The 21379-nt window shown below is 70.5% G+C and carries 18 protein-coding genes; 5 read left to right on the top strand and 13 right to left on the bottom strand.

Features of this window, described 5'->3' with window-relative positions; translation table 11 throughout:
• Positions 1-329 precede the first annotated feature (329 nt).
• Complete coding sequence (locus ACFWYS_RS06990; protein ID WP_384764471.1) at positions 330-1511, top strand: flavin-dependent monooxygenase; 1182 nt, start codon at positions 330-332, stop codon at positions 1509-1511.
• Between the two features lie 9 nt (positions 1512-1520).
• On the opposite strand, the gene polX is transcribed toward ACFWYS_RS06990, so the two are convergent.
• From polX to ACFWYS_RS06970, 4 genes are all read right to left on the bottom strand, one after another.
• Positions 1521-3257 carry a DNA polymerase/3'-5' exonuclease PolX gene (gene polX, locus ACFWYS_RS06985; protein ID WP_384764469.1) on the bottom strand — a complete coding sequence of 579 codons (1737 nt, stop codon included), beginning with the start codon at positions 3255-3257 and terminating at the stop codon, positions 1521-1523.
• Between the two features lie 70 nt (positions 3258-3327).
• On the bottom strand, positions 3328-4563 hold the full coding sequence (locus tag ACFWYS_RS06980; protein ID WP_384764466.1) for a DegT/DnrJ/EryC1/StrS family aminotransferase: 1236 nt from the start codon (positions 4561-4563) through the stop codon (positions 3328-3330).
• 155 nt (positions 4564-4718) lie between these two features.
• Positions 4719-5846 carry a GNAT family N-acetyltransferase gene (locus tag ACFWYS_RS06975; RefSeq protein WP_384764463.1) on the bottom strand — a complete coding sequence of 376 codons (1128 nt, stop codon included), beginning with the start codon at positions 5844-5846 and terminating at the stop codon, positions 4719-4721.
• Between the two features lie 228 nt (positions 5847-6074).
• Entirely contained in the window at positions 6075-6332 is a 258-nt protein-coding gene (locus tag ACFWYS_RS06970; protein ID WP_384764460.1) for a hypothetical protein, read from the bottom strand.
• A gap of 244 nt (positions 6333-6576) precedes the next feature.
• Here ACFWYS_RS06970 and ACFWYS_RS06965 point away from each other — a divergent pair, with 244 nt between their 5' ends.
• On the top strand, positions 6577-7140 hold the full coding sequence (locus tag ACFWYS_RS06965) for a hypothetical protein (RefSeq protein WP_384764458.1): 564 nt from the start codon (positions 6577-6579) through the stop codon (positions 7138-7140).
• Positions 7141-7158: 18 nt separating this feature from the next.
• Here the strand turns inward: ACFWYS_RS06965 and ACFWYS_RS06960 are convergent, their stop codons facing one another.
• The 4 genes from ACFWYS_RS06960 to ACFWYS_RS06945 all read right to left on the bottom strand — a co-directional run bounded on the left by ACFWYS_RS06960 (position 7159) and on the right by ACFWYS_RS06945 (position 11058).
• On the bottom strand, positions 7159-7569 hold the full coding sequence (locus tag ACFWYS_RS06960; RefSeq protein ID WP_384764456.1) for a VOC family protein: 411 nt from the start codon (positions 7567-7569) through the stop codon (positions 7159-7161).
• Positions 7570-7669: 100 nt separating this feature from the next.
• Positions 7670-9568 (bottom strand): molecular chaperone HtpG, encoded by a 1899-nt coding sequence (htpG, locus tag ACFWYS_RS06955; RefSeq protein WP_384764453.1) that lies wholly within the window; start codon positions 9566-9568, stop codon positions 7670-7672.
• Positions 9569-9685: 117 nt separating this feature from the next.
• On the bottom strand, positions 9686-10402 hold the full coding sequence (locus tag ACFWYS_RS06950) for a class F sortase (protein ID WP_384764451.1): 717 nt from the start codon (positions 10400-10402) through the stop codon (positions 9686-9688).
• Between the two features lie 116 nt (positions 10403-10518).
• Complete coding sequence (locus ACFWYS_RS06945) at positions 10519-11058, bottom strand: hypothetical protein (RefSeq protein ID WP_384764448.1); 540 nt, start codon at positions 11056-11058, stop codon at positions 10519-10521.
• A 216-nt stretch (positions 11059-11274) separates the two neighbouring features.
• Between ACFWYS_RS06945 and ACFWYS_RS06940 the strand changes: the two genes are divergently transcribed.
• Positions 11275-12369: an acyltransferase family protein gene (locus ACFWYS_RS06940; RefSeq protein WP_384764446.1), complete on the top strand. Its 1095-nt coding sequence runs from the start codon at positions 11275-11277 to the stop codon at positions 12367-12369.
• Between the two features lie 9 nt (positions 12370-12378).
• On the opposite strand, the gene ACFWYS_RS06935 is transcribed toward ACFWYS_RS06940, so the two are convergent.
• From ACFWYS_RS06935 to ACFWYS_RS06925, 3 genes are all read right to left on the bottom strand, one after another.
• Positions 12379-12975, bottom strand: a complete 597-nt coding sequence (locus ACFWYS_RS06935) for a TetR/AcrR family transcriptional regulator (protein ID WP_384764444.1) — start codon at positions 12973-12975, stop codon at positions 12379-12381.
• Between the two features lie 19 nt (positions 12976-12994).
• On the bottom strand, positions 12995-15055 hold the full coding sequence (locus ACFWYS_RS06930; RefSeq protein WP_384764441.1) for a discoidin domain-containing protein: 2061 nt from the start codon (positions 15053-15055) through the stop codon (positions 12995-12997).
• A gap of 153 nt (positions 15056-15208) precedes the next feature.
• The gene (locus tag ACFWYS_RS06925; protein WP_384764439.1) at positions 15209-15985 is read right to left on the bottom strand and encodes a class I SAM-dependent methyltransferase; all 777 of its coding nucleotides are present in this window, start codon (positions 15983-15985) and stop codon (positions 15209-15211) included.
• A gap of 180 nt (positions 15986-16165) precedes the next feature.
• On the opposite strand from ACFWYS_RS06925, the gene ACFWYS_RS06920 reads away from it, so the two are divergent.
• On the top strand, positions 16166-18094 hold the full coding sequence (locus tag ACFWYS_RS06920; RefSeq protein ID WP_384764683.1) for a glycoside hydrolase family 5 protein: 1929 nt from the start codon (positions 16166-16168) through the stop codon (positions 18092-18094).
• Positions 18095-18177: 83 nt separating this feature from the next.
• Positions 18178-18876, top strand: coding sequence for a CPBP family intramembrane glutamic endopeptidase (locus ACFWYS_RS06915; protein WP_384764436.1), 699 nt, complete (start codon positions 18178-18180; stop codon positions 18874-18876).
• Positions 18877-18879: 3 nt separating this feature from the next.
• Here the strand turns inward: ACFWYS_RS06915 and lpdA are convergent, their stop codons facing one another.
• Together lpdA and ACFWYS_RS06905 are read right to left on the bottom strand one after the other, a co-directional pair.
• Positions 18880-20292: a dihydrolipoyl dehydrogenase gene (lpdA, locus tag ACFWYS_RS06910; protein ID WP_384764434.1), complete on the bottom strand. Its 1413-nt coding sequence runs from the start codon at positions 20290-20292 to the stop codon at positions 18880-18882.
• Positions 20293-20464: 172 nt separating this feature from the next.
• Positions 20465-21313, bottom strand: a complete 849-nt coding sequence (locus tag ACFWYS_RS06905) for a hypothetical protein (protein ID WP_384764431.1) — start codon at positions 21311-21313, stop codon at positions 20465-20467.
• Between the last annotated feature and the right edge of the window lie 66 nt (positions 21314-21379).

Here is a 21379-nt window from a genome sequence, read left to right as displayed (position 1 = left end):
CAGAAAGCGCTTGCACTACGAAGCTGACCCTAGGCAGGGACGGAATGTCAGGACAACCCCTCTGCGGCGAGATGGGCAAAGCCTGACCCGGACGACCCGGCCCGCCTCCCGCACGCTCCCCTTCCCCGCCGCCGCTCAAACGGACGAAGATCACGAGCGGCGCCACACGGCGAACGGCTTCAACTCCAGCCCCCGGAGAGGCCGTTGACAGCGCACGGGAAGCGCGTCACGGTGAGAGCCTGTGAAGAAACCCCCGTCGTCCGCCCGTAGGGCGCAGGCGGGGGTTTCTTCACAGGCTCTGAGGACCCGTCGTGCCCGGGAGGTCATCCATGGCGCCAGCTGGAACCGACGTCGATCTGGTCGCACGTGTACGCGCTCTGCGCCCTCTCGTCCGCGAGCACGCGCTGCGCACCGAACAGGAGCGGCGGGTGGCGCCGGAGGTCGCCGCGGCGCTGACGGAGGCCGGGATCCACCGGATGAACGTCCCCCGGCGCTACGGCGGCTACCAGAGCCGGCTGCGCACCCAGGTGGACGCGGTGACCGAGATCGCGGCGGCGTGCGGCTCGACCGCGTTCAAGACGCTGATCCAGGCCGGCTGCTCCTACATCGCGGCGCTCTTCCCGGACGAGGCGCAGGACGAGATCTTCACCAGCCCCGACGTCCGGGTGGGCGGCACCCTGATCCCGGACGCGACCGCGGTCCGGTCGGACGGCGGCTACGTCGTCAACGGCACGTCGGGCTTCGCCACCGGCTGCCACGACGCCGACTGGCATCTGCTGACGGTCCGGGTCGAGTCGGAAGCCGAAGAGGGTCCGCCCGAGGTGCTGTGGGCTGCCGTGCCGATGGCCGAGCTGGAGATCCTCGACGACTGGTACGTGTCGGGGCTTGCGGGCAGTGGCAGCAACAGTGTCGTGGCGCGGGACGTGGTCGTCCCCGCACACCGGGTCCTGCCGGTCGGGCCGTTGCTGGCGGGCGGGTTCCCCTCGAAGGCCAACGCCGACGACCTGTTCTACCGGATGCCCGTCCCGCTGCTGTTCTGCGCGTGGACGGCGCCGAACGCGCTCGGTCTGGCCCGCTCGGCGCTGGCGGAGTTCACCGAGCGCAGCCACCGGCGGGGCATCACGTACACCTTCCACCAGCGGCAGAACGAGGCGACGGTCACCCATCTGCAGGCGGCCGAGGCGGCCATGAAGATCTCCTGCGCCGAGCTGCTGACCGCCGAGTTCGTCGCCCTGATCGAGTCGCGGGCCGAGTCCGGCGAGCCGTACACGCCCGAGGAGCGGGCCAGGATCCGGGCGCAGAGCGGCTATGTGGCACGGCTGTGCAAGGAGGCCGTCGATCTGCTGGGCTCCGCGTCCGGGGCGTCGTCGCTGCACCGGGAGGTGCCGATGCAGCGGGCGGTGCGCGATCTGCACGCGCTGAGTCTGCACTCGTTCGTGAATCCCGCGACCAACCTGGAGATCTACGGCCGGGTCCTGTCCGGGCTCGATCCGGGGACGCCGTTCCTGTAGGCCCCCGGGTCACTTTTTCTCCAGGAAGCGCCGCAGCCGGGTCAGCGGCCAGGTGTTGATCACGTCGTCCTTGGTGAGCCAGCCGCGCTGCGCCGTGCCGACGCCGTAGCGCAGGTTGGCCAGGTGGGGGACGGCGTGGGCGTCGCTGTCGACGGCGAACCGCACGCCGTGCCGCCGGGCCCGCAGGATGTCCTCGTCGCGCAGGTCGAGCCGGTCCGGGTGGGAGTTGATCTCCAGGGCGGTGCCGGTGCGGGCGCAGGCGGCGAAGATCGCGTCGAGGTCGGCGTCGATGGCGGGCCGTCTGCCGAGGAGGCGGGTGGTGGGGTGGCCGATGATGTGGACGTGCGGGTTCTCGCAGGCACGGACGATGCGCCGGGTCAGCGCCTCGCGCCCCTGGTTGAAGTGCGAGTGCACCGAGGCCACGCACAGGTCGAACCCGGCGAGGAACTCCGCCGGCCAGTCCACGTCGCCGTCGGGGCCGATGTTCAGTTCCGCGCCGTGCAGCACCCGCATGCCGCCCCGTCCGCCCCGCTTGCCGTACTCCCCGTCGAGCTCGCGGACGCGTTCACGCTGGGCCAGGATGCGTTCGTCGGTCATGCGCTGCATGGCCATGTCGGGGCCGTGGTCGGTGACCGCGTAGTAGGCGTAGCCGCGCTCGGCGGCCGCGGCGACCATCTCCTCCAGCGGGGCGAGCCCGTCGGTGAGGTCGGTGTGGGTGTGCAGGTCGCCCCGGATGTCCCGCTCCTGGACCAGCTCGGGCAGCTCACCGCGCAGTCCCGCCTCGATCTCGCCCCGGTCCTCGCGCAGGGTGGGCGGGATCCAGGGCAGGCCGAGCCGGGCGTACACGTCCTCCTCCGTCTTGGAGACGATCTTGTCGCCGGTCTCGGTGTCGAAGAGCCCGTACTCGGAGAGCTTGAGCTTCTTGTGGACGGCGATCTCCCGGGTGCGGATGTTGTGCGCCTTCGATCCGGTGAAGTACTGCATCGCCGCGCCCCAGGAGTCCGGCGGCACGACCCGCAGGTCGACCTGGAGGCCCTTGTCGGTGCGGACCGACGTCTTCTTCTCGCCGTGTGCGATGACCTCCGAGACGTACGACAGCTCGGTGAAGGCCCGCATGACCGGCGTCGGCTTCTTCGACGCGACGAGGATGTCGATGTCGCCGATCGTCTCGCGGACGCGGCGCAGCGATCCGGCGTAGGCGCAGCGCTCGACCCCGGTGACCTGCGACATCTCGGCGACGATGTCCTCGGCGAGGCTCATGGCGACATCGATCAGGACCCGGTCGCCGGAGGACTTCAGCAGGCCGATGCCGTGCAGGATGTTCTCCTCCGTCTTCGGCCCGAAGCCCTTCAGGTCGCGCAGCCGCTCCTCGTGGATGGCGTCGGCGAGCTCCTCGGTGGTGGAGATGCCCAGTTCCTCGTAGAGGACGAGGGCCTTCTTCGGGCCGAGCGTGGGGATGGCCGTCAGCTGCCGGACCCCGGCGGGGATCTTCGCGCGCAGTTCCTCGACAGCGGAGACGCTGCCGCTGGAGAAGTACTCGACCACCTTCTCGGCGATCGACTTGCCGACGTTCGGGATCTCCTTGAGGCCCTTGACGTCGAGCGTGGACACGTCGGCGTGATAGCCGCCGATCGCCCGGGCGGCCTTCTCGTAGGTACGCGTCCTGAACGCGTCTCCTCCGGTGATCGAGATCAGGTCCGCGTACTCCTGGAGCAGCGCGGCGACCTCGTCGTTGGGGCGGGCCACATCTCCAGGGTAGGCAAGGTGGGGCCGGGCGGCGCGGGGCCGACGCCGCCGGGCCCCCGGGATGCGGCCTCTACTGGCCCAGCGGTGTGGGCGGGGTGGGCGTGGTGTCCAGCACCGGCTTGGCCGAGAGCGGGGCGTGGGCGGGCGTCGCCCGTTCCTTCGTCAGGGCGCCCGCGATCCGGCGGGCCAGCAGGGGGTCGGCCGGCAGGCTGTGGGCGGCGAACCAGCGGGCGGCCGAGGGATCGGGGGACGGTTCGACGAACTCGGCGCCCGCGTAGTCGTCGAGCGGCGGGTCGTAGACGTATCCGGCGACCACGCCGTGGTTCACCAGTCGTTGGAGGAGGGCGTCGCGGTCGTGCACCAGGAGCGGCACCCGGAACAGGGACGGCGGGCCGTCGCCGAGTTGGTCGCGCAGGGCCGGGGAGGCCCAGGTGGTGCCGGACAGCAGGGCGACACCGGTCCTGCGCCGGGCCAGGTCGCCGTCGATCAGGGACATCCGCAGCCCCAACTGCCCCCGGACCAGGGCCCCGTGGCGGGAGCGGAAGCCGTGCAGGTCGACCCGTACCCAGGGCTCGTAGGCGGTCAGGCTCGGCGCCTTGCGTGCGGTGCCGGCGAGGCGGGGCGCGTGCAGGGCCATGCGGAAGTCGTCGCGTTCCAGCAGGCCCAGGCGCTGCATGGTGCGCCACACCGGACGCACCAGATGGAGGGTGCGTACGGTGGACCGGGCCAGGGGGCGCAGGGTGGTGGACAGGTCGGCGTGCAGTCGGCGCGGCGTCAGCAGGTCGTCGCGCAGCAGCTCCAGCTCCCGCCTGGTGCGCGCGTCGTCCACCGCGAGGAAGCCACCGGCCATCGCCGCGACGTGCTTGGACAGGCTGAACGCCGCCGCTCGTCCGAAGGTGCCGATCGGCTGCCCCTCCACGTGCGTGCCGATGGCGTGCGCCGCGTCCTCGATCAGCGGGATCCCCAACGCCTCGCAGCGGCGGCGCAGTTCGACGACGCGGTCGGGCAGGCCGTACAGGTTCGTGGTCAGGACGGCGTCCACGTTCCGCCAGGTGGACTCCGGTACGGCGGCCGGGTCGATGTTGCCGTCCCACCGGGACACGGGGGCTTGGACGGGGCGCAGGCCGGCCGCGAGGACGACGAAGAGGATCACGTCGTCGTTCACCGGGGACATCAGCACCCGTCCGCCCGGCCGGCACCAGCGCCGCAGTGCCAGGTACAGGGCGAGTCGGGCCGAGGGCGTGTAGACGCATTCGCGTCCGATGCGCCGTGTCATCATCGCGGCGAGCCGCGATCCGTACGGCATGGTCACCTCTTCCGTGGAAGCGTCCGTAGCAGGCCGCCCGAGGCGGGCGGTGCGGGTTCTCGAACGTCGTTCGAGGCCATCGCGGGGAGACGGGGGGACCGCGACGAGCCGTCGATACGGCGCCCTCGCATGACGGGTGACGGGAGGGCCCCCGCTCAGCGGGCGCGCGCTCCCACACCCGGCGGGTGGGCCGGGCCCGAGGTGCGCAGGGTGCCGACGGTCCTCAGCAGCCGGTCGGCGGGCGCACGCAGCCTTGGGTGGGCCAGGACCGTGTTGCGCAGGCCGCGCACCGGTCTGCGCCACATGCGGTGGGCCGCGGCCACCGGGTGCGGACGGGCCGCGAACCCTTCGGCCACACGCAGTTCACGGGTCTTGAGCCAGTCCTTGTACTCCTTCTCTCCGCGCCCCATGTCCATCAGCGTCACGCCGTCCCGGCCCGCGGCCTCCGCCATCCGCAGGTGCATCATCAGGCCGGGCGAGTAGTAGCCGAACTCGGGGTCGTACGCCGTGAACCAGGCCGCGAACACCGAGCGCGACCGCGGCCCGAAGTGCGCGGCGACCGGCCGCTCACCTGCGTAGACGACGGACAGGATGCCGGTGAAGTACTCCTCGCGGACCTGGAAGAGGTGGTCCACCAGATCGACGATCCAGGGTCTGGAGAACCGGTCCATGCGCCCCGTCCTGCGGTACTGGGCGGACTTCCAGCGCATGAGGGTGCGCAGCACGCGCGGGTCGCGCTCGTCGTACACGAACCGCACCTCGCCGGCGTCCCGGCCCAGTCGGCGCTCCTTCTTCAGCGTCGTCTTGGCCAGCCCCGGGTAGGTGGCGCGCAGCCACTCCGGGTAGCCGCCCTCGCCGGGCTTCAGGTCGAGCACGGGCGAGGCGAACGTGCCCGTGACGTACGGTCCGAACGGCTGCTGTTCCTCGACAAGGTGGTCGAACTCGAAGACGGACAGCCCGCAGGCCCGCAGCAGCTGCCGGGTGTCCCAGGTGACGCCCGGCCGGTGCACCAGCGCCTGGCAGTCGGAGAGGCCTAAGCCGATGGCGCGGCCGACACCGTAGGCGTTGCGCTCGTACGGAAAGAAGCCGACGGCCTCCCCGTTCTCGTGCAGCACCGCCACCCGGGCCCCACCGCGGTACCTGCCCACGCCCATGGTGAACTCCGGCGACAGAAAGGGGTTGGCGTAGTCGGGCGACTCGTCCATCGCCCGGTGCCACGCCCGGCGCAGCGACTCGCTCAGCTCCTCGGGTCTGTGAATCGTGATGGCGCTAGTGGATCGCATGGCGATACCGCTCCCCCCAGAATCCCCCCAAGACGCACTTATCGGCGCCTCACCACATTTTCCCCCATGTCGAACTTTGTGGCGAGGCTCAAACGTCGCGAAACCGTACGCACGCTGTCAAGGTGCCGGTGTGAACCTTTAGCTGTGCTTGGTGTGGCCCCGGCCGACAGACAACAGATGGCACTTGGTGAGGCCGCTGTTGCGCGCCGGTGCGAGCGGCGGCCCCCGTCAGCGGACGGCGACGACGACATGGCTGTCGCCGTACTGCCGGACGGCCCCGGCATGCCCGAACCCCGCCTGCCGCAGCAGCCGTTCGTGTGCGGACACGGACAGCCGCGCCGCGCAGTCGGTCCCGGTGGCCGGCTCCCGGCGCCGCCGTTCGGCGAGCAGGTCGGCCAGCTCGGGATCCTCGGCGACCGCCGTCCACCAGGAGTCCCAGTCCTCGTGCGCCAGGGCGTGCAGGCGCTCGGCGTGCCGGCGCCCCACGCACCCGGCGAGTTCGGCGAGCGCGGTGTCGTCGTGCGGGAAGTGGTCGCCGTTGACGAGGACACCGCCGGGCCGCAGCAGTGCCGCGAGCTGCCGGTAGCTGCTTCCCTCTCCCCGCGATGTTTACGCCCCGTACCTGCCCTGCTGGGCGGTACGTGAACAGGTGGGCCGAAAATCACCGCTGTCCGGCGACCGGCCGCACACGGGGTCCGGAACAGCCCATTCCGTGGTAGGGACACTCCAGTTGACGCGATCGACGGCTGGGGGCGCGGTGTTCGGCAGGCGGAAGGCGGGGGCGGTCGTCCTGGTGGTGGCCGCGGTGCTGGGGCCGGTCGGCTGCTCCTCCGACGGGGGCGGCAGCGCGGTGGAGGCGACGGATGCGGCGGCCGGCAGCCCGCCCGCCGCATCCGGCTCGGCGCCTTCTTCGGCACCGCCTCCGGCCTCCCCGACGCCCTCGCCGGTCCCCGTCACCGGACCGGACCAGAAGCTGGTGACCATGATGGTCACCGGTGGTTTCGCCGGGGTCCACCAGGAGGTGACCCTGCGGGGCGACGGCACCGTGCACACCGCCGACAAGGGCGAGCGTGCCGTGCGCCGCACCGACGCTGGCCAGTTCACCGAGCTGCGCACGCTGCTCGGCGATCCGGCCCTGGACGATGTCGCCGACCTCACGAGGAACAGGGAGGCGGCGGACCTGTTCCAGTACACGCTCCGGTTCGACGGCCGTACGGTGATGACCGACCGCTCCGCCGAGGAGCCCGCCCTCGACCGGCTCATCGACGCCCTGAGCGTATGGCTGCCGAAGTGACGCCCGGGGCAGCTCCGCTCAGCGGCCCTCTCCGGCGATGTTGACCATCCAGGTGATGCCGAAGCGGTCCGTACACATGCCGAAGACGTCGCCCCACATCTGCTTGTCCAGCGGCACGGTGACCGAGGCGCCCTCGGACAGCTTCTCCCAGTAGCCGCGCAGTTCGGCCTCGTCGTCGCCGCTCAGGCTCACGGAGAAGTTGTTGCCGGGGTTGTGGTCGCCCGTCGGGGTGTCGGCGCCCATCAGGGTGAAGCCGCTGGGGGTCTCCAGCATGCCGTGCATCACCTTGTCGGCCATGGGGGTGTCCTTCTGGCCGTACTCACCATAGGTGTTGAGCGCCAGGGTGCCGCCCAGGACCTCCTGATAGAACTCCATCGCCTGGCGGGCATCGCCGGCGAAGGTGATGTAGGGGTTGAGACGCGTGGCCATGAATCCTCCAGGAATAGGGCCCGAAGCCGACTCCAAGGAAGGTAGCGCGGGCCACTGACAACGGCCCGCGCACGCGTCCACATGGCCCACGCGCCGACGGCTACAGGGTGCGCTCCAGCCGGTCCGCGACCAGCTTCACGAACCGGGCGGGGTCCTTGGGCTGACCGCCCTCGGCGAGCACCGCCAGCGTGTGCAGCAGTTCGGCGGACTCGGCGAGCCCCGAGCGGTCCTCGCTCTCCCGGTACGCCTGGTTGAGGCCCTTCACCAGCAGATGGCCGGGGTTGAGCTCCAGGATCCGCTTGGTGGGCGGCACCTCCTGGCCCATCGCCCGGTACATGTTCTCCAGGGCCGGCGTCAGATCGTGCGCGTCGGAGACGACGCAGGCCGGGGACACGGTGAGCCGCGCCGACAGCCGTACCTCCTTGATGTCCTCGTCCAGCTGCTCCCGCATCCAGCCCAGCAGCCCGGCGTACTCCTCGGCCTGCTTCTCCCGCTCACCGTCGGCCTTCTCGTCGCCCTCGGTGCCGAGGTCGATCTCGCCCTTGGCGACGGACCGCAGCTTCTTGCCCTCGTACTCGCCGACGGTGTCGACCCACACCTCGTCGACGGCGTCGGTGAGCAGCAGGACCTCGATGCCCTTGTCCCGGAACGCCTCCATGTGCGGGGAGTTCTCGATGCTCTGCCGGGACTCGCCGGTGATGAAGTAGATGTCGTCCTGGCCGTCCTTCATCCGCTCCGCGTACTGCGCGAGCGTGGTCGGCTCGTCCTCGGAGTGCGTGGTCGCGAACGAGGCGACGGCGAGGATGGCCTCGCGGTTCTCGGAGTCGGTGACCAGGCCCTCCTTGAGGACGGTGCCGAACTCCCGCCAGAACGTGCCGTAGCGGTCTTTGTCCTTGGTCATGAAGTCCTTGACCGTGGACAGGACCTTCTTGGTCAGCCGGCGCTGCATCATCCGGATGTGCCGGTCCTGCTGGAGGATCTCGCGGGAGACGTTGAGCGAGAGGTCGGCCGCGTCGACGACGCCCTTGACGAAACGCAGGTAGGGCGGCAGCAGCGCCTCGCAGTCGTCCATGATGAAGACGCGCTTCACATAGAGCTGGACGCCGCGCTTGAAGTCCCGGGTGAACAGGTCGTGCGGGGCGTGCGAGGGGACGAAGAGCAGGGCCTGGTACTCGAAGGTGCCCTCCGCCTGGAGGCGGATCGTCTCCAGGGGTTCGCGCCAGTCGTGGCTGATGTGCTTGTACAGCTCGTGGTACTCGTCGTCGGACACCTCGTCACGCGAACGCGCCCACAGGGCCTTCATCGAGTTCAGCGTCTCGGGCTCGGGCGTGGTGTCGCCGTCGCCGGTCTCCGGGACCATGCGGATCGGCCAGGTGATGAAGTCCGAGTAGCGCTTGATGATCTCCCTGACGGTCCAGGGGGAGGTGTAGTCGTGAAGCTGGTTCTCGGGGTCGGCGGGCTTGAGGTGGAGGGTGACGGACGTGCCCTGCGGCGCGTCGTCCACCGTCTCCAGCGTGTAGGTGGCCTCACCGCGCGACGTCCAGCGGGTGCCGTGGCCCTCACCGGCGCGCCGGCTCACCAGCGTCACCTCGTCGGCCACCATGAAGCCGGAGTAGAAGCCGACGCCGAACTGGCCGATGAGCCCTTCGGCCCCGGCCGCGTCCTGGGCTTCGCGCAGCTCCTGCAGGAACGTGGCCGTCCCCGAGTTGGCGATGGTGCCGATGAGCTTGCCGACCTCGTCGTACGACATCCCGATGCCGTTGTCCCGGACCGTGAGGGTGCGGGCCTCCTTGTCGACGTCGATCCGGATGTGCAGATCGGTCACATCGGCGTCCAGGGTGTCGTCCCGCAGCTTCTCCAGGCGCAGCTTGTCCAGCGCGTCGGAGGCGTTGGAGACGAGCTCCCGCAGGAAGACATCCTTGTTCGAGTAGACCGAATGGATCATCAACTGGAGCAGCTGACGGGCCTCTACCTGGAACTCAAACGTCTCGGTCGACATGGTTCGCGACTACCTCACAGGCTCAGTCACCGGAAATGGGTCGCAGTCACTGTAAGACACGAGGTCAGCGCGGAGTGCGGCGGTTCGGGAAGGAACCCGGCCCGGGCGGCGGGCGATTCAGGCGAGGTGGGCGAAGACGACCAGGTTCGCGGTGTAGTCCCTGGCCTGGCGGTCGTAGTCCCCGGCGCAGGTGATGAGCCGGACCAGGCTCCGGGAGGTGTCGCCGTACACGCGTCTGCTGGGGAAGGTGTTCTTGTCGAACGTCTCCACGCTGTCGATCACGAAGGCCGCGCTGCGCCCGTCCGCCCTGAGCACCTGGAAGGTGTCGCCCTGCTCCAGTTCGCTCAGTCTGGCGAACACCGCGGGGGACGTCGCCGTGTCCACGTGCCCGGCGATGATCGACGTGCCCGCCTCGCCGGGGGACACGCCCTTGGCGTACCAGCCCACGAGGTTGGTGTTGTGGCCCGGTGGGGGTTCGAGCTGGCCGGTGGCGCCGATGGCGAGGTCGGTGAAGGGCGCGCTGACGGCGATCTTGGGGATGAGCAGACGGAGCGGCCGTGCCCTCGGCAGATGCTCGCCCTCGCCCCGCGGGGCGGCCGGGGCCGACCGGGCCGTCGACGGGGCGGACGACTCGGCCGCCGGTGCGGCGTGGGGGCCACGGCCGGCTTGGGGTGTCTCGCCGTCGCCACCGGAGAGGGTCACGACCAGGACGACGGCGGCGACCGCGCCCCAGAACATCGTCACGGCCGTACGTCTTATCCGCCGTGAGGTCACGGAGCAGTGATCGGGGAAGGCCGGGTCGGCATCGGGGGGCGAGGGACGGCCGACGGCCATGGGAACACCACCTCATTCAGGCATGGCAGCGGATACGGCGGGGGAAAGCAAGCGGGGCCGTCGCGACGTGGGGCGCACGTGCGACGGCCACAGCGGTTATGTCGTCCGGCATCGGGTCAGGCGACGGAGCCGGAGGCCTTCTTGCGGCGCATGGCGTACACACCGGTGCCCGCGACGGCCAGCGCGGCCAGACCACCGGCGGTGACACCCGGGTTGCCGGCGAGGCCGCCGCCACCGGTGTGCATGCCGCCGTGCGGCTTGCCGTGTCCGCCGCCCCAGGACTCCTCGTCGTGGTCGCCGCCCCAGTCGTCCTTCTCGTGGTCGCCCTTCCACGAGTCGTCCTTGCCCTGCTCGTGGTCACCGCCCCAGGAGCCCTTGTCGTGGTCGCCGCCCCAGTCGTCCTCGCCGTTCACGAGGGCCAGCGCTCCGCCACCCGTGTGCATCCCGCCACGCGGCTCGTCGTGCTTGCTTTCCTTGCCGTGCTCCTTGCTGTAGTCCTTGTCGTGTTCGTTGCCGGAGTCCTTGCCGTGCTCCTCGCTGTGGGAGGAGCTGTCTTCCTGGTCCCAGTCACCCGCCGTGACGGCATAGGCGGCGGGGGCGATCGCCAGGGCGGCCGTGGCCGTCGCGGTGGCGAGCAGCAAACGGACAGAGCGCATAGGTGAGTCCTTCCGTCATGGCCTGGGTGGCTGACACGTCATCACCACTGGTGCCAGGCCTCGACGTGATCCACCGTCAGCCATTCCTCCCGGGCGCACCATTCGGAGCGATCACACGGGTTACGGCCACACCCCTACGGCCCTGTGGCCTGCACCGCCCGTGTGGATGACCGCGCCGAGAGGTTTACGCGGTCCGGAAGTGGTGAGGCGCGTGGGATGTCTCAGCACCTCCAGGCAGATGTCACCCCCACGGAGGCCGCGCCGCCCAGGCCCCCCAAGGGGCGGGACGCGTTCTTCGACAACGCCAAGTACGCGGCGATCGTGCTGGTGGCGATGGGTCATGCGTGGGAGCCGCTGCGGGACGGCAGCCGGTTCGTCACGGCCATGTACATGCTTGTGTACGCATTCCATATGCCCGCATTCATCATCATTTCCGGCTATTTCTCGCGCGGCTTCGACGGCCGCCCGGAACGCCTCAAACGCCTGGTGAGCGGGCTCGTCGTCCCCTATGTCGTCTTCGAAACGGCGTACACCCTTTTCACCCGGTGGACCGACCAGGAACCGGACCGCCCGGTCAGCCTGCTGGACCCGCTCTATCTCACGTGGTTCCTGGCGGCACTGTTCCTGTGGCGGCTGACCACCCCGCTGTGGCAGCGGGTACGGATGCCGCTGCCCCTCGCGCTGGCCCTGGCGATGCTGGCCACCCTCTCGCCGTCCATCGGCAGCGATCTCGATCTGCAGCGCACCCTGCAGTTCCTGCCGTACTTCGTGCTGGGTCTGCTGCTGAAGCCGGAGCACTTCCGGCTGGTCAGGCGTCGTGCGGTGCGGATCGCGGCCGTGCCCGTGCTCGCGGGTGCGTTCGTGGTGGCGTACTGGGCGGTGCCGCGGATGACGGGCGGCTGGTTCTACCACCGCGACAGCGCCGAGCAGCTGGGCGCGCCCGCCTGGTACGGGGTGGTGATGACGCCGGTCCTGTTCGTCTGCTCGCTGGTGCTGGTGGTCTGCTTCCTCTCCTGGGTGCCCGGGCGGCGGATGTGGTGCACGGCGCTGGGTACGGGCACGCTGTACGGCTATCTGCTGCACGGCTTCCTCGCGCAGGGCGCCAAGTACTGGGGCTGGTACGACCCCGCCTGGATCCACCGGCCGCTCGGCGCGGTCGCCGTCACCCTCGTGGCCGCCGCGGTCGTGACGCTGCTGTGCACACCGCCCGTGCGGCGTGCCCTGCGCTTCGTGGTGGAGCCGGATCTGGGATGGCTGTTCCGGCGGGAGGCGGGGGAAGCGGGCCGGGACCGGGTCGCCGTCCCCGGATGACGTCCCCCGTCAGGGCTCGCTCACGAGTCCGGCCATGTGCGCGGTGACGGTGTCGAGGATGTCGTTCCAGGCCGCCGCGTCGCCGAGCACCAGGTAGTTGAGGGTCAGCCCGTCGGTCATGGCGGCCAGGTAGCGGGCCAGGACGGGGGCGGGGACGTGCAGGCGCAGGCCCATGGTCCGGCGCAGCTGGTCGATGAGGTCGGCGTAGGTCTCGGCGTACAGCTCGTACTGCCGTCGGGCCAGATGCTCGAAGCCGGGCCGGCGCAGCGCGTACTGGGTCAGCTCGTAGGTGAGCATGTGCTCGTCGGGGTGGGCGCGCACATGGTCCCAGTACGCCTGGAAGCCGGCCCGGACGGTCTCCTCCAGCGTGGCCCGGGGCCGTAGGGCGTCCTTCACCACCGTCACATAGTGGCCGGTGATGGTGGTGATGACGGATTCGATCAGCTCCTGCTTGGAGTCGAAGCAGTAGTGGAAGACGCTCAGCGAGACGCCCGCCTCGGCGGCGATGGACCGGGTCGTCGTGTTGGGTACGCCGTCCCGGGCCATCGCCCTGATCGCCGCCTCGGTGAGCTGTCGCCGCCGCTCGGCGGACGGCAACCGTGCCATGGAGCCCCTCTCGTGGGTGTCAGCTGCTGTGGACGCCGACCTCGGAGAGGGAGTAGCCCCAGTCGGTGCCGCGCTCCAGCCCGTGGACGCGTACATATCTGGCCGAAGTGGCGGTGAACCTGGCCGTGTCCAGGCCGCCGTCGCCGGACGTCGTGGACCAGGCGGTCCGCCAGTTCACGCCGTCGGTGGAGAGCTCGATGCGGTACGCCTTACCGTACGCGCGCTCCCAGTCGAGGGTGACCCGCCTGACCTGGTGGGTGGAGCCGAGGTCGACCTGGAACCACTGGTCGTCGCTCCAGTCGCTCGCCCAGCGGGTGCCGCCGTCACCGTCGACGGCCCTGCCCGGCCGGTAGCTGGTGAACAGGCTCCACTCCGAGGAACTGGCCGACGCGGACGCGCCGCGCGCGAGATTCACCCCGGCCTGATGCTGCTCGGAGGCCCCCCAGGTGTCGAGGTAGGACTCGGCGCCCCGGAACAGGTCGTCCACCACGTCCTGGCCGCCGACACGGCGGATGTCCTCGATCCAGTCCGGGACGAGGCCGTAGTGGGCCGCGCCGTCGGTGTTCAGGTCCCAGGTGCGTTGGCCGGTGGTCTGGCGGTCGATGACGGAGCCGCCGTCGACGCTCTTGAAGGGGTACGTCACCTTGTTCGGGGCGTCCGCTCCGCGCGGTCCCGGCCAGCCGCCGACACCGTTCATGTCGGTGCCGTAGCCGTAGCCCACACCGTACTTGTCGCGCAGGGCCTCGGTGCGCTTGGCCTCCGAGATGAAGCCCTCGGAGCCGTGCATGTACTGGGCGATGAAGCCGCCGAGGCCGTAGACCCGTTCGGTCCAGTCCATGTCCATCCAACTGTGCGAGGAGAGCACGCCGGGGTAGGACTCGGCCTCGAAGATGTCGAGCGCGCGGCCGGCGGCCTTGACGCCCATGTGGTCGATCTCCAGCATCATCTTGCGTTTCATCATGCCGCGTACGGCGTATTCACCGAGGTCGGTGAGGCCTCGGACGTTGCACTGGGCGTCGGCCGCGTACGAGGGGACCTCCACGCCCGCCGGGAGTTTCTTCTCGGCCTCGGCCGCCGAGGCGTTGCCGATGGGGTTGTCGTGCTGCGGGCCCTTGCAGGTCTCGGTCTTCCAGAAGGTGCCGGTCGACAGGAACTGGCCGACGTTGATGGCCGTTCCGAGCCCGCCGGAGTCGAAGCGGACGCCGCACAGGGCGTTGTCGAACTTGTGGCACAGGAACATGCTGCGCACGCCCAGCGAGTACAGCTCGTCCAGGCCCTTGTCGATGTCGGCCTTGCTGCACTGCGCGATGTCGAGGATCTGCTTGCAGCCGAACGGCTCGGAGGTCTCGACGCCGAGGATGACCGCCAGCTTGCCCTGCTGGATGACCTGACGGGCCTGCGCGCTGTCGGTGACGACCCGGAACCAGCCCTTTCCGGTGCCGCCGTACATCTTGTCGACGAAGGCCTGCATGTCGTACGTCAGCTTGGCCTGGAGCCGGATCGAGGTCATCTCGTCGCAGCTGCGGTCCTTGAAGAAGTACACCGAGCAGATCACGCCGTTGGTGACGAGGTCGTTGACCAGGACGCGCTGGCCGCCGCGCCAGGCCCGCTCCACCCAGGCGTAGTAGTTCTGCTGGTGGGTCAGCGAGTCATGGGCCGGCCAGTCCTTGAAGGTGGGCCAGCCGACCGGGTCGTGCTTGCCGTCGCCGCCGTTGGTGATGAAGTCGAAGATGGCGAGTGAGCCGTCGGGGTAGTGCTCGGGGCAGTCCTTGAGGGCGTCGGCCACGCCCTGTTCGGAGAACGCCTTTCCGCAGATCAGACGGCCGCCGAAGGCCTCGTTGGCGAGGATGTGGTCGTGCGCGTCGACGAAGCCGCGGACCTCGCCCTTGGCGTTGGTGCCGGTGAAGGGCTCCCCCGTGACGTTGACCTGCGAGTCCGGCGCGGGCCGTGCGGTCGGGTCCCACCAGTTGCCGGCCGCCGAACTCGGGGTGGGTCCGAGCGCGATGGACAGCACGAGCAGGAGGAGCGACACCACGGTGACGTTCTTGCGTCTGCGATACGGGCGTCCGGCAGTGGTCACGGCCCACGTCCCTCGGTCGGCGGATGGCGCGGTCGGATTGTCATGACCTCGCAATATGTGCGACGAGGATGGCCACTCCCGCATGCCGAGTCAAGAGTCCGGGACAGATGACCTACTCGCGGGAAACAAATGAACCGCCGACGGGGAATCCGTTCACATCGCGTGCGTGACCCGGATCTTGGACTGGCCGTGCGGCAGTTCCTCCCAGTCCGTCATGAAGCGGGCCCGCAGCCCGTGTTTCCCGGCCAGCGCGAGAAGGGTCTCGGTGCGGTAGTAGAAGTCCTCCCGCAGGACCTGGTGTTCCTCGCCCTCGGTGCGGTCGAAGGTGAAGTCGAACCAGCCGCCCGGGGCGAGCACCCGGCCGACGTGGGCCAGGCACTCCTCGATCACCGGGAGCGGCGAGTGCGAGAAGACGCTGTGCGCGTGTACGACGTCGAAGTGGGCGTCGGGCAGGAAGCGCAGCGTCAGGTCGCGCACCGGGGTCAGCGTGGGGAGCCGTCGCTGCAGGCCCATCTCCACGACGGTGTCCTGCGCGGCGAAGAGGATGTCGGGCGAGATGTCGATGCCGTAGTAGTGACCGGGGTCGAGGTGGCGGATGAACCGCCAGCCGCCCCGCAGGTTGCCGCACCCGATCTCCAGCATCCGGTGCCCGGGGCTCAGGCCATGGCCCACGAGGTAGTCGAACTGCATCTCCCCGAGCGCCAGCCACCGTTCCCTGCTGTGGCTGCCGACCGCCGCGTCCGGGTCGGCCCGGGTGTCGGAGCGCATCACGGCGCGGTAGTAGGAGACGTGGTCGGGGTGGCGGCGGCGCAGCCACATGTCCCGGGCGGTGCGGGCCAGGTGGCGGGGCACCCGGTCGGGGTGGCGCAGGGCGTAGGCGAGGCGGTGGCCGAGGGCCGCGCGGTTGGCGGTGAGGTTCTTGGCCGGCATGGGATCCTGCCTTCCTCGGGGACTTTGCGGGGACGGGGTACCACCGAGGATGCGCAGCGGAACGGCGGGGCGCCACAGGTGGGGAGCGGCGTGGTGAGCGGCGTGGGGATCGGCAGATCGCTCGTGCCCAGTCTGGACCAATGCCGCCGCATGCCCCATGATGACGGCGCCATGACAATGATGCCCCTGGGGGTGACGACCGTGCGCGGATCCCTGGTGAGAGCAGGCCTTGCCGCCATACTGCTGCTGGTCCCGCTGACGTCGCTCCCGCGGGCCGAGGCCGCGGCCGAGCCGCGCCCCGCACGCGCCTCGCAGGAGTGGACGGCACCGCTGAGCACCCGAGGCCGCTGGATCGTCGACGCCGACGGTGACCGCTTCAAGCTCCGCTCCGGCAACTGGCATGGCTCCAGCGGCACTTGGAACGGCTCCGGCGACATCGCCGACGACGCCAGCCACCACGCCGGCGAGAACTCCGGCCGGATACCGCTCGGCCTGGACCGGGCGCCGATAGCCGAGATCATCGCCGGGTTCCGGGAGATCGGGATCAACAGCGTCCGGCTGCCCTTCTCCAACGAGATGATCCATGACACCGGGCCCGTCACGGACGACGCCGTCGCGGCCAATCCCGCGCTGCGCGGTCTGACCCCGCTCCAGGTCTACGACGCCGTGGTCCGCGAGCTCACCGGCGCCGGACTCGCCGTGATCCTCAACAACCACACCAACACCACCCGTTGGTGCTGCGGGGTCGACGGCAACGAGCGCTGGAACGCGAGTCAGAGCACGGGGACGTGGGAGAGCGACTGGCTCCTGATGGCCCGCCGCTACAAGGACAACAAGCGTGTCGTCGGCGCCGACCTCTACAACGAGGTCCGCCGCACCATCTGGGACGACCCCAACTGGGGCCTCGGCGACGACCACGACTGGTTCGCCGCCTCGCAGCGCGTCGGCGACCGCATCCTGACCGAGACCAACCCGGATCTGCTGATCATCGTGGAAGGCATCAACTGGACCGGCATCCCCGTCGACGGCTTCGCGCACGAGCGCCCCACCCTGGAGCCCGTACGCCGCCTCTCGCACACCCTCGTCGACTCCGGCAAGCTCGTGTACTCGGCCCACTTCTACGACTACACCGGCCCCAACCACAGCGGCGCCACCGGGACGGGCGAGACCAGCGACCCCCGCTACCGGGACCTGAGCCCGGCCGAACTGATCGCCGTCCTGAACCGCCAGGCCTTCTTCGTCGCCGCCGAACAGGACCAGCACTTCACCGCCCCCGTCTGGATCAGCGAGTTCGGCGTCGGAGGCCGCGCCGAGACCGGCCAGAAGCAGCGCGCCTGGTTCGAGAACTTCGTGGACCAACTGATCCGCACCGACGCCGACTTCGCGTACTGGCCGCTCGTCGGCTGGCACGAGGACCGCAAGGGCAACGGCTGGGCCCTGCTGCACTGGGACGCCGCGGGCCGGCGCATGGGCCTCTACGACGGGGACGACTGGCGGGCCGCCGCCTGGACCCGGCTCATCGGGGCCGACGGCCGTGCGGGGCCGGTGGCGCCGGTCGCCGAGTGGTCCATGCTCAGCCCCGACCACGGCGACTTCGTCCAGTCCCGGCGGATGCGCGCCCTGCCCGACTGGGACACCGGCGCCCGCAAGGCCGTCTGCCCCGACGGACAACGGCTGCTCGGCCTCGCCCATACCGGCAACCGGGGCCTGTGCTCGGACGTGACCGCCGGTGCGCTGTGGGACCGGGCCGGCGGACACGAGGTCGTCGTCGACGAGCGGTATGTCGCGCCGGGGCGGGACTGGGCCTCCGGGTACTCCAAACTCCAGTGCGCCGACGGCCGGTTCCTCATCGGGTACAGCGTCCGCGGCTCCGCCGTCTCCGCCGCCCTGTGCGCGAGAGCTCCGGCCGGGCGGCTCGGCACCGGCGGCCGTACGGTCTGGTTCGACCGGGGCGACAACCGGGGGGCGGCGCCCAAGGGCGGTGACTTCGCGTACGGCCGCTACAAGGGGCAGTGCGCGGACGACGAGTACGCGGCCGGTATCGCGTACACGGGCCGGGTGGGGTCGTCGCGGACGCCCGACGCGTTGTACTGCCGAAAGCTGGGCTGAACACTCAGACCGGGACGACACGCCGGCGGGCGCACGCGGGCAGGGCGGTCGGCAGGATCGCGCGGGGGGATGCTGGAACCCGGATGCGGATCGTCTGTGCTGTCGCCGTGCTCGCCGTCGCGAACCTGCTGAACAACTGGCTCGCGCGGAGCACCGGCATGTATGTGGTGATCTGCGTGAGTGCGACCGCGGTCCTGCTGCTCATCGCCCGCTGGGACGGACTCGGCCGGGCCGATCTGGGGCTCGACGCGGAGGGGCTGCGCCGGGGGATGCGGTGGGCTCCCGTGCTGGCCGGAATCGTCCTGCTGGTCATGGCGGTCCTCCTCGCCGTGCCGGCCGGGCGGGAGGCGTTCCGGGACGCGAGGGCCACGGATCTGTCCCTGGGGCAGATGCTGTTCGGAGCGCTGGTTCGCGTGCCGTTCGGGACCGTGCTGCTGGAGGAGACGGCGTTCCGCGGGGTGCTGTGGGCCATGATCCGGCGCCGGCTCGGAACGGCGTGGGCGACCGGCCTGTCGTCGCTGCTGTTCGGGCTGTGGCATGTGATGGCCTCGCGGGGCATCAACCGCTCCAACGCCGCGGTGGGCTCGGTCTTCGGTGACGGCCCGGCGGGGGTGGCACCGACCGTGGCCATGGCGGTCCTCGCCACGGCCCTGGCCGGAGTGGTCCTGTGCGAGCTGCGCCGCCGCTCCGGCAGCCTGCCGGCACCGATGGCCCTGCACTGGGCGGTCAACGGCTTCGGCTATGCGCTGGCCTGGGCGGCGGCCCGCTGGTGGCTCGGCTGAACCTCAGAAGTTGATCACGTGGCCGGCGAGCCCGTGCACCGCTTCCTTGACGGCCTCGCCGAGGGTCGGGTGGGCATGGACGTTGCGGGCGACCTCATGGACGGTGAGGTCCCACTGCTGGGCGAGCGTCAGCTCGGGCAGCAGTTCGGTGACGTCGGGGCCGATCAGGTGGCCGCCCAGGAGTTCGCCGTACTTGGCGTCGCTGATCAGCTTCACGAAGCCGGTCGCGTCGCCCAGGCCGTGCGACTTGCCGTTCGCGGTGAACGGGAACTTCGCCACCCGCACGTCGAAGCCCTGCTCACGGGCCTGTGCCTCGGTCCAGCCGAAGCTGGCGATCTGCGGCTGGCAGTAGGTGGCGCGCGGGATCATCACATAGTCGAGCTCCATCGTCTCGGCGTCCGCGATGGTCTCGGCGGCCACGATGCCCATGGCCTCGGCGGCGTGCGCGAGCATCAGCTTCGCCGTGACGTCACCGATGGCGTAGATGTGCGGGACGGACGTACGGCAGCGGCCGTCGACGTCGATCGCACCGCGGCCGTTGACACTCACGCCGGTGTTCTCCAGGCCGTAGCCGGTGATGTTGGGCGCGAAGCCGATCGCCTGGAGCACCTTGTCGGCCTCCAGGACCTGCTGGGTGCCGTCCTTGCCGGTGACCGTGACGCGTACCTGCTCGCCGGACTCGTCGACGGTGTCGACCCGGGTGGAGGTGAGCACGTCGATGCCCAACTTGCGGTATTGCTTGGCGAGTTCGGCGGAGACCTCGGCGTCCTCCAGCGGGGCCATGCGGTCCAGGAACTCGACGATGGTGACCTTCACGCCGTAGTTGTGCAGGACGTAGGCGAACTCGACGCCGATCGCGCCGGCGCCCGCGATGACGATCGAGCGCGGCAGCTCCTCGGCCAGGATCTGCTCCTCGAAGGTCACCACGCGGGCGCTGCGCCGGGTGCCGGGCAGCAGCTTCGGGGTGGCGCCGGTGGCGATGATGCACTGGTCGAAGCCGATGGTGCGGGTCTCGCCGTCGTAGCCGGCCACCTGGAGGGTGTGCGGGTCGAGGAAGGTGCCGCGGCCGTCGATCTCGGTGATCTTGTTCTTCTTCATCAGGTAGTGGACGCCCTTGACGCGGCCGTCGGCGACCTTGCGGCTGCGGCGGAACGCCTCGCCGAAGTCGAAGCTGACCTGCCCGTCCACCTTGATGCCGAAGGTCTTCGCCTCACGGGTGAAGATGTGCGCCAGTTCGGCGTTGCGCAGCAGCGCCTTGCTGGGGATGCAGCCCACGTTCAGACAGACGCCGCCCCAGTACTTCTCCTCCACGACCGCCACCCGCTTGCCCAGCTGGGCGGCGCGGATGGCGGCGACATAGCCGCCGGGGCCCGCTCCGAGGACCACGACATCGAAGCGATCGTCCTGCTCGACCATGGAGAGTTCCCTTTCTGAGGGCGTCGTCCTGCTCTGCCGGTGCCGGACCCCGTCAGGACGGCGTCCGGCTTCTTCCAGCATGACCGCATCCGCGGCGTCGTGCGGCGGGGCGGCAGGGTGACGGTGATCTCAGATGGGTGCGCTGCGGTGGTCGGGGCGGATTCTGCCGAGGTCAGCCGAGGCAGACGACGTTGAGCACGCAGAGCTGCGCGGGAGTGGTCTCCTCCGGGGCCGGGCTCGCCGGCGCCGGGGTCGCCGCGGAGTCCGAGTCGTCGGTCGGCGTGCCGGCCGGCGGCTGCTGCTGCTCGGCCGCCCCGCCGCCGGTGCTGCCACCGGAGTTCGCCCCTCCGGAGCCCGGGGAGACGGTCTGCGTCCGCGGGACCGTGGTCGCCGTGGGGCTCGGCGTGCCGGCCACGTCCGGTCGGGTGAAGTGCCGCGTGGTGCGCGGCGTGCTGACGGGCTCCCGGGCGGCGTTCGTCGGGCTCGGATGTGAAGACGGCGTGTCGGCGCCCGAGTCCTTGTGCGTGTCCGGCGCGGTGGACGCCGGGCGGGTGAGCTCCGACTCCTGTTGCGGGAGCCCCACGTTCGGCCGTTCCGGCGCGGTGGCCGCCTGGGCCTTGTCCGCGGAGCCCCGGTTCATCGCCGAGACGGTCAGACCGCCGCCGACCAGTGCGACCGCGGTGGCGACCACGGCCCGGCGCTGGTTCTTCTTCCAGCGGGCCCGCTGCCGACGTCGCGCCGCCCGGCCCTCGGGGGCGACGGCCACGCCTTCCACGTCGCCCGCCACCTCGCCGGACGGGGCGCCGGACGCGGTCCGCTCCGGGCCGGCCGGCGGCGCGGTCTCGTCCCGGAAGTAGCCGTCGTACCAGCTGGTGTCGGCGGGGGCCTCGACGGGGGTTTCCCAGGCCGCCGTGCCGGTCGCCGCTGCCGCGGAGGGAGCGATGTCCGGGGCGTAGGCGCCGCACCCGGGGCACACGAGGGCCCCGTTGAGGTGCCGACGGCACGAGGAGCAGTAGTCCATCTGCGGTCTTTCTGGCTTGACTGCGCCAACGGCCCCGTTGGGCCTCGGCCTGGTCACATTCGTATA

The organism is Streptomyces sp. NPDC059010, assembly GCF_042740355.1.
Classification (GTDB): domain Bacteria; phylum Actinomycetota; class Actinomycetes; order Streptomycetales; family Streptomycetaceae; genus Streptomyces.
This window is presented reverse-complemented; position numbering and strand designations above follow the sequence as displayed.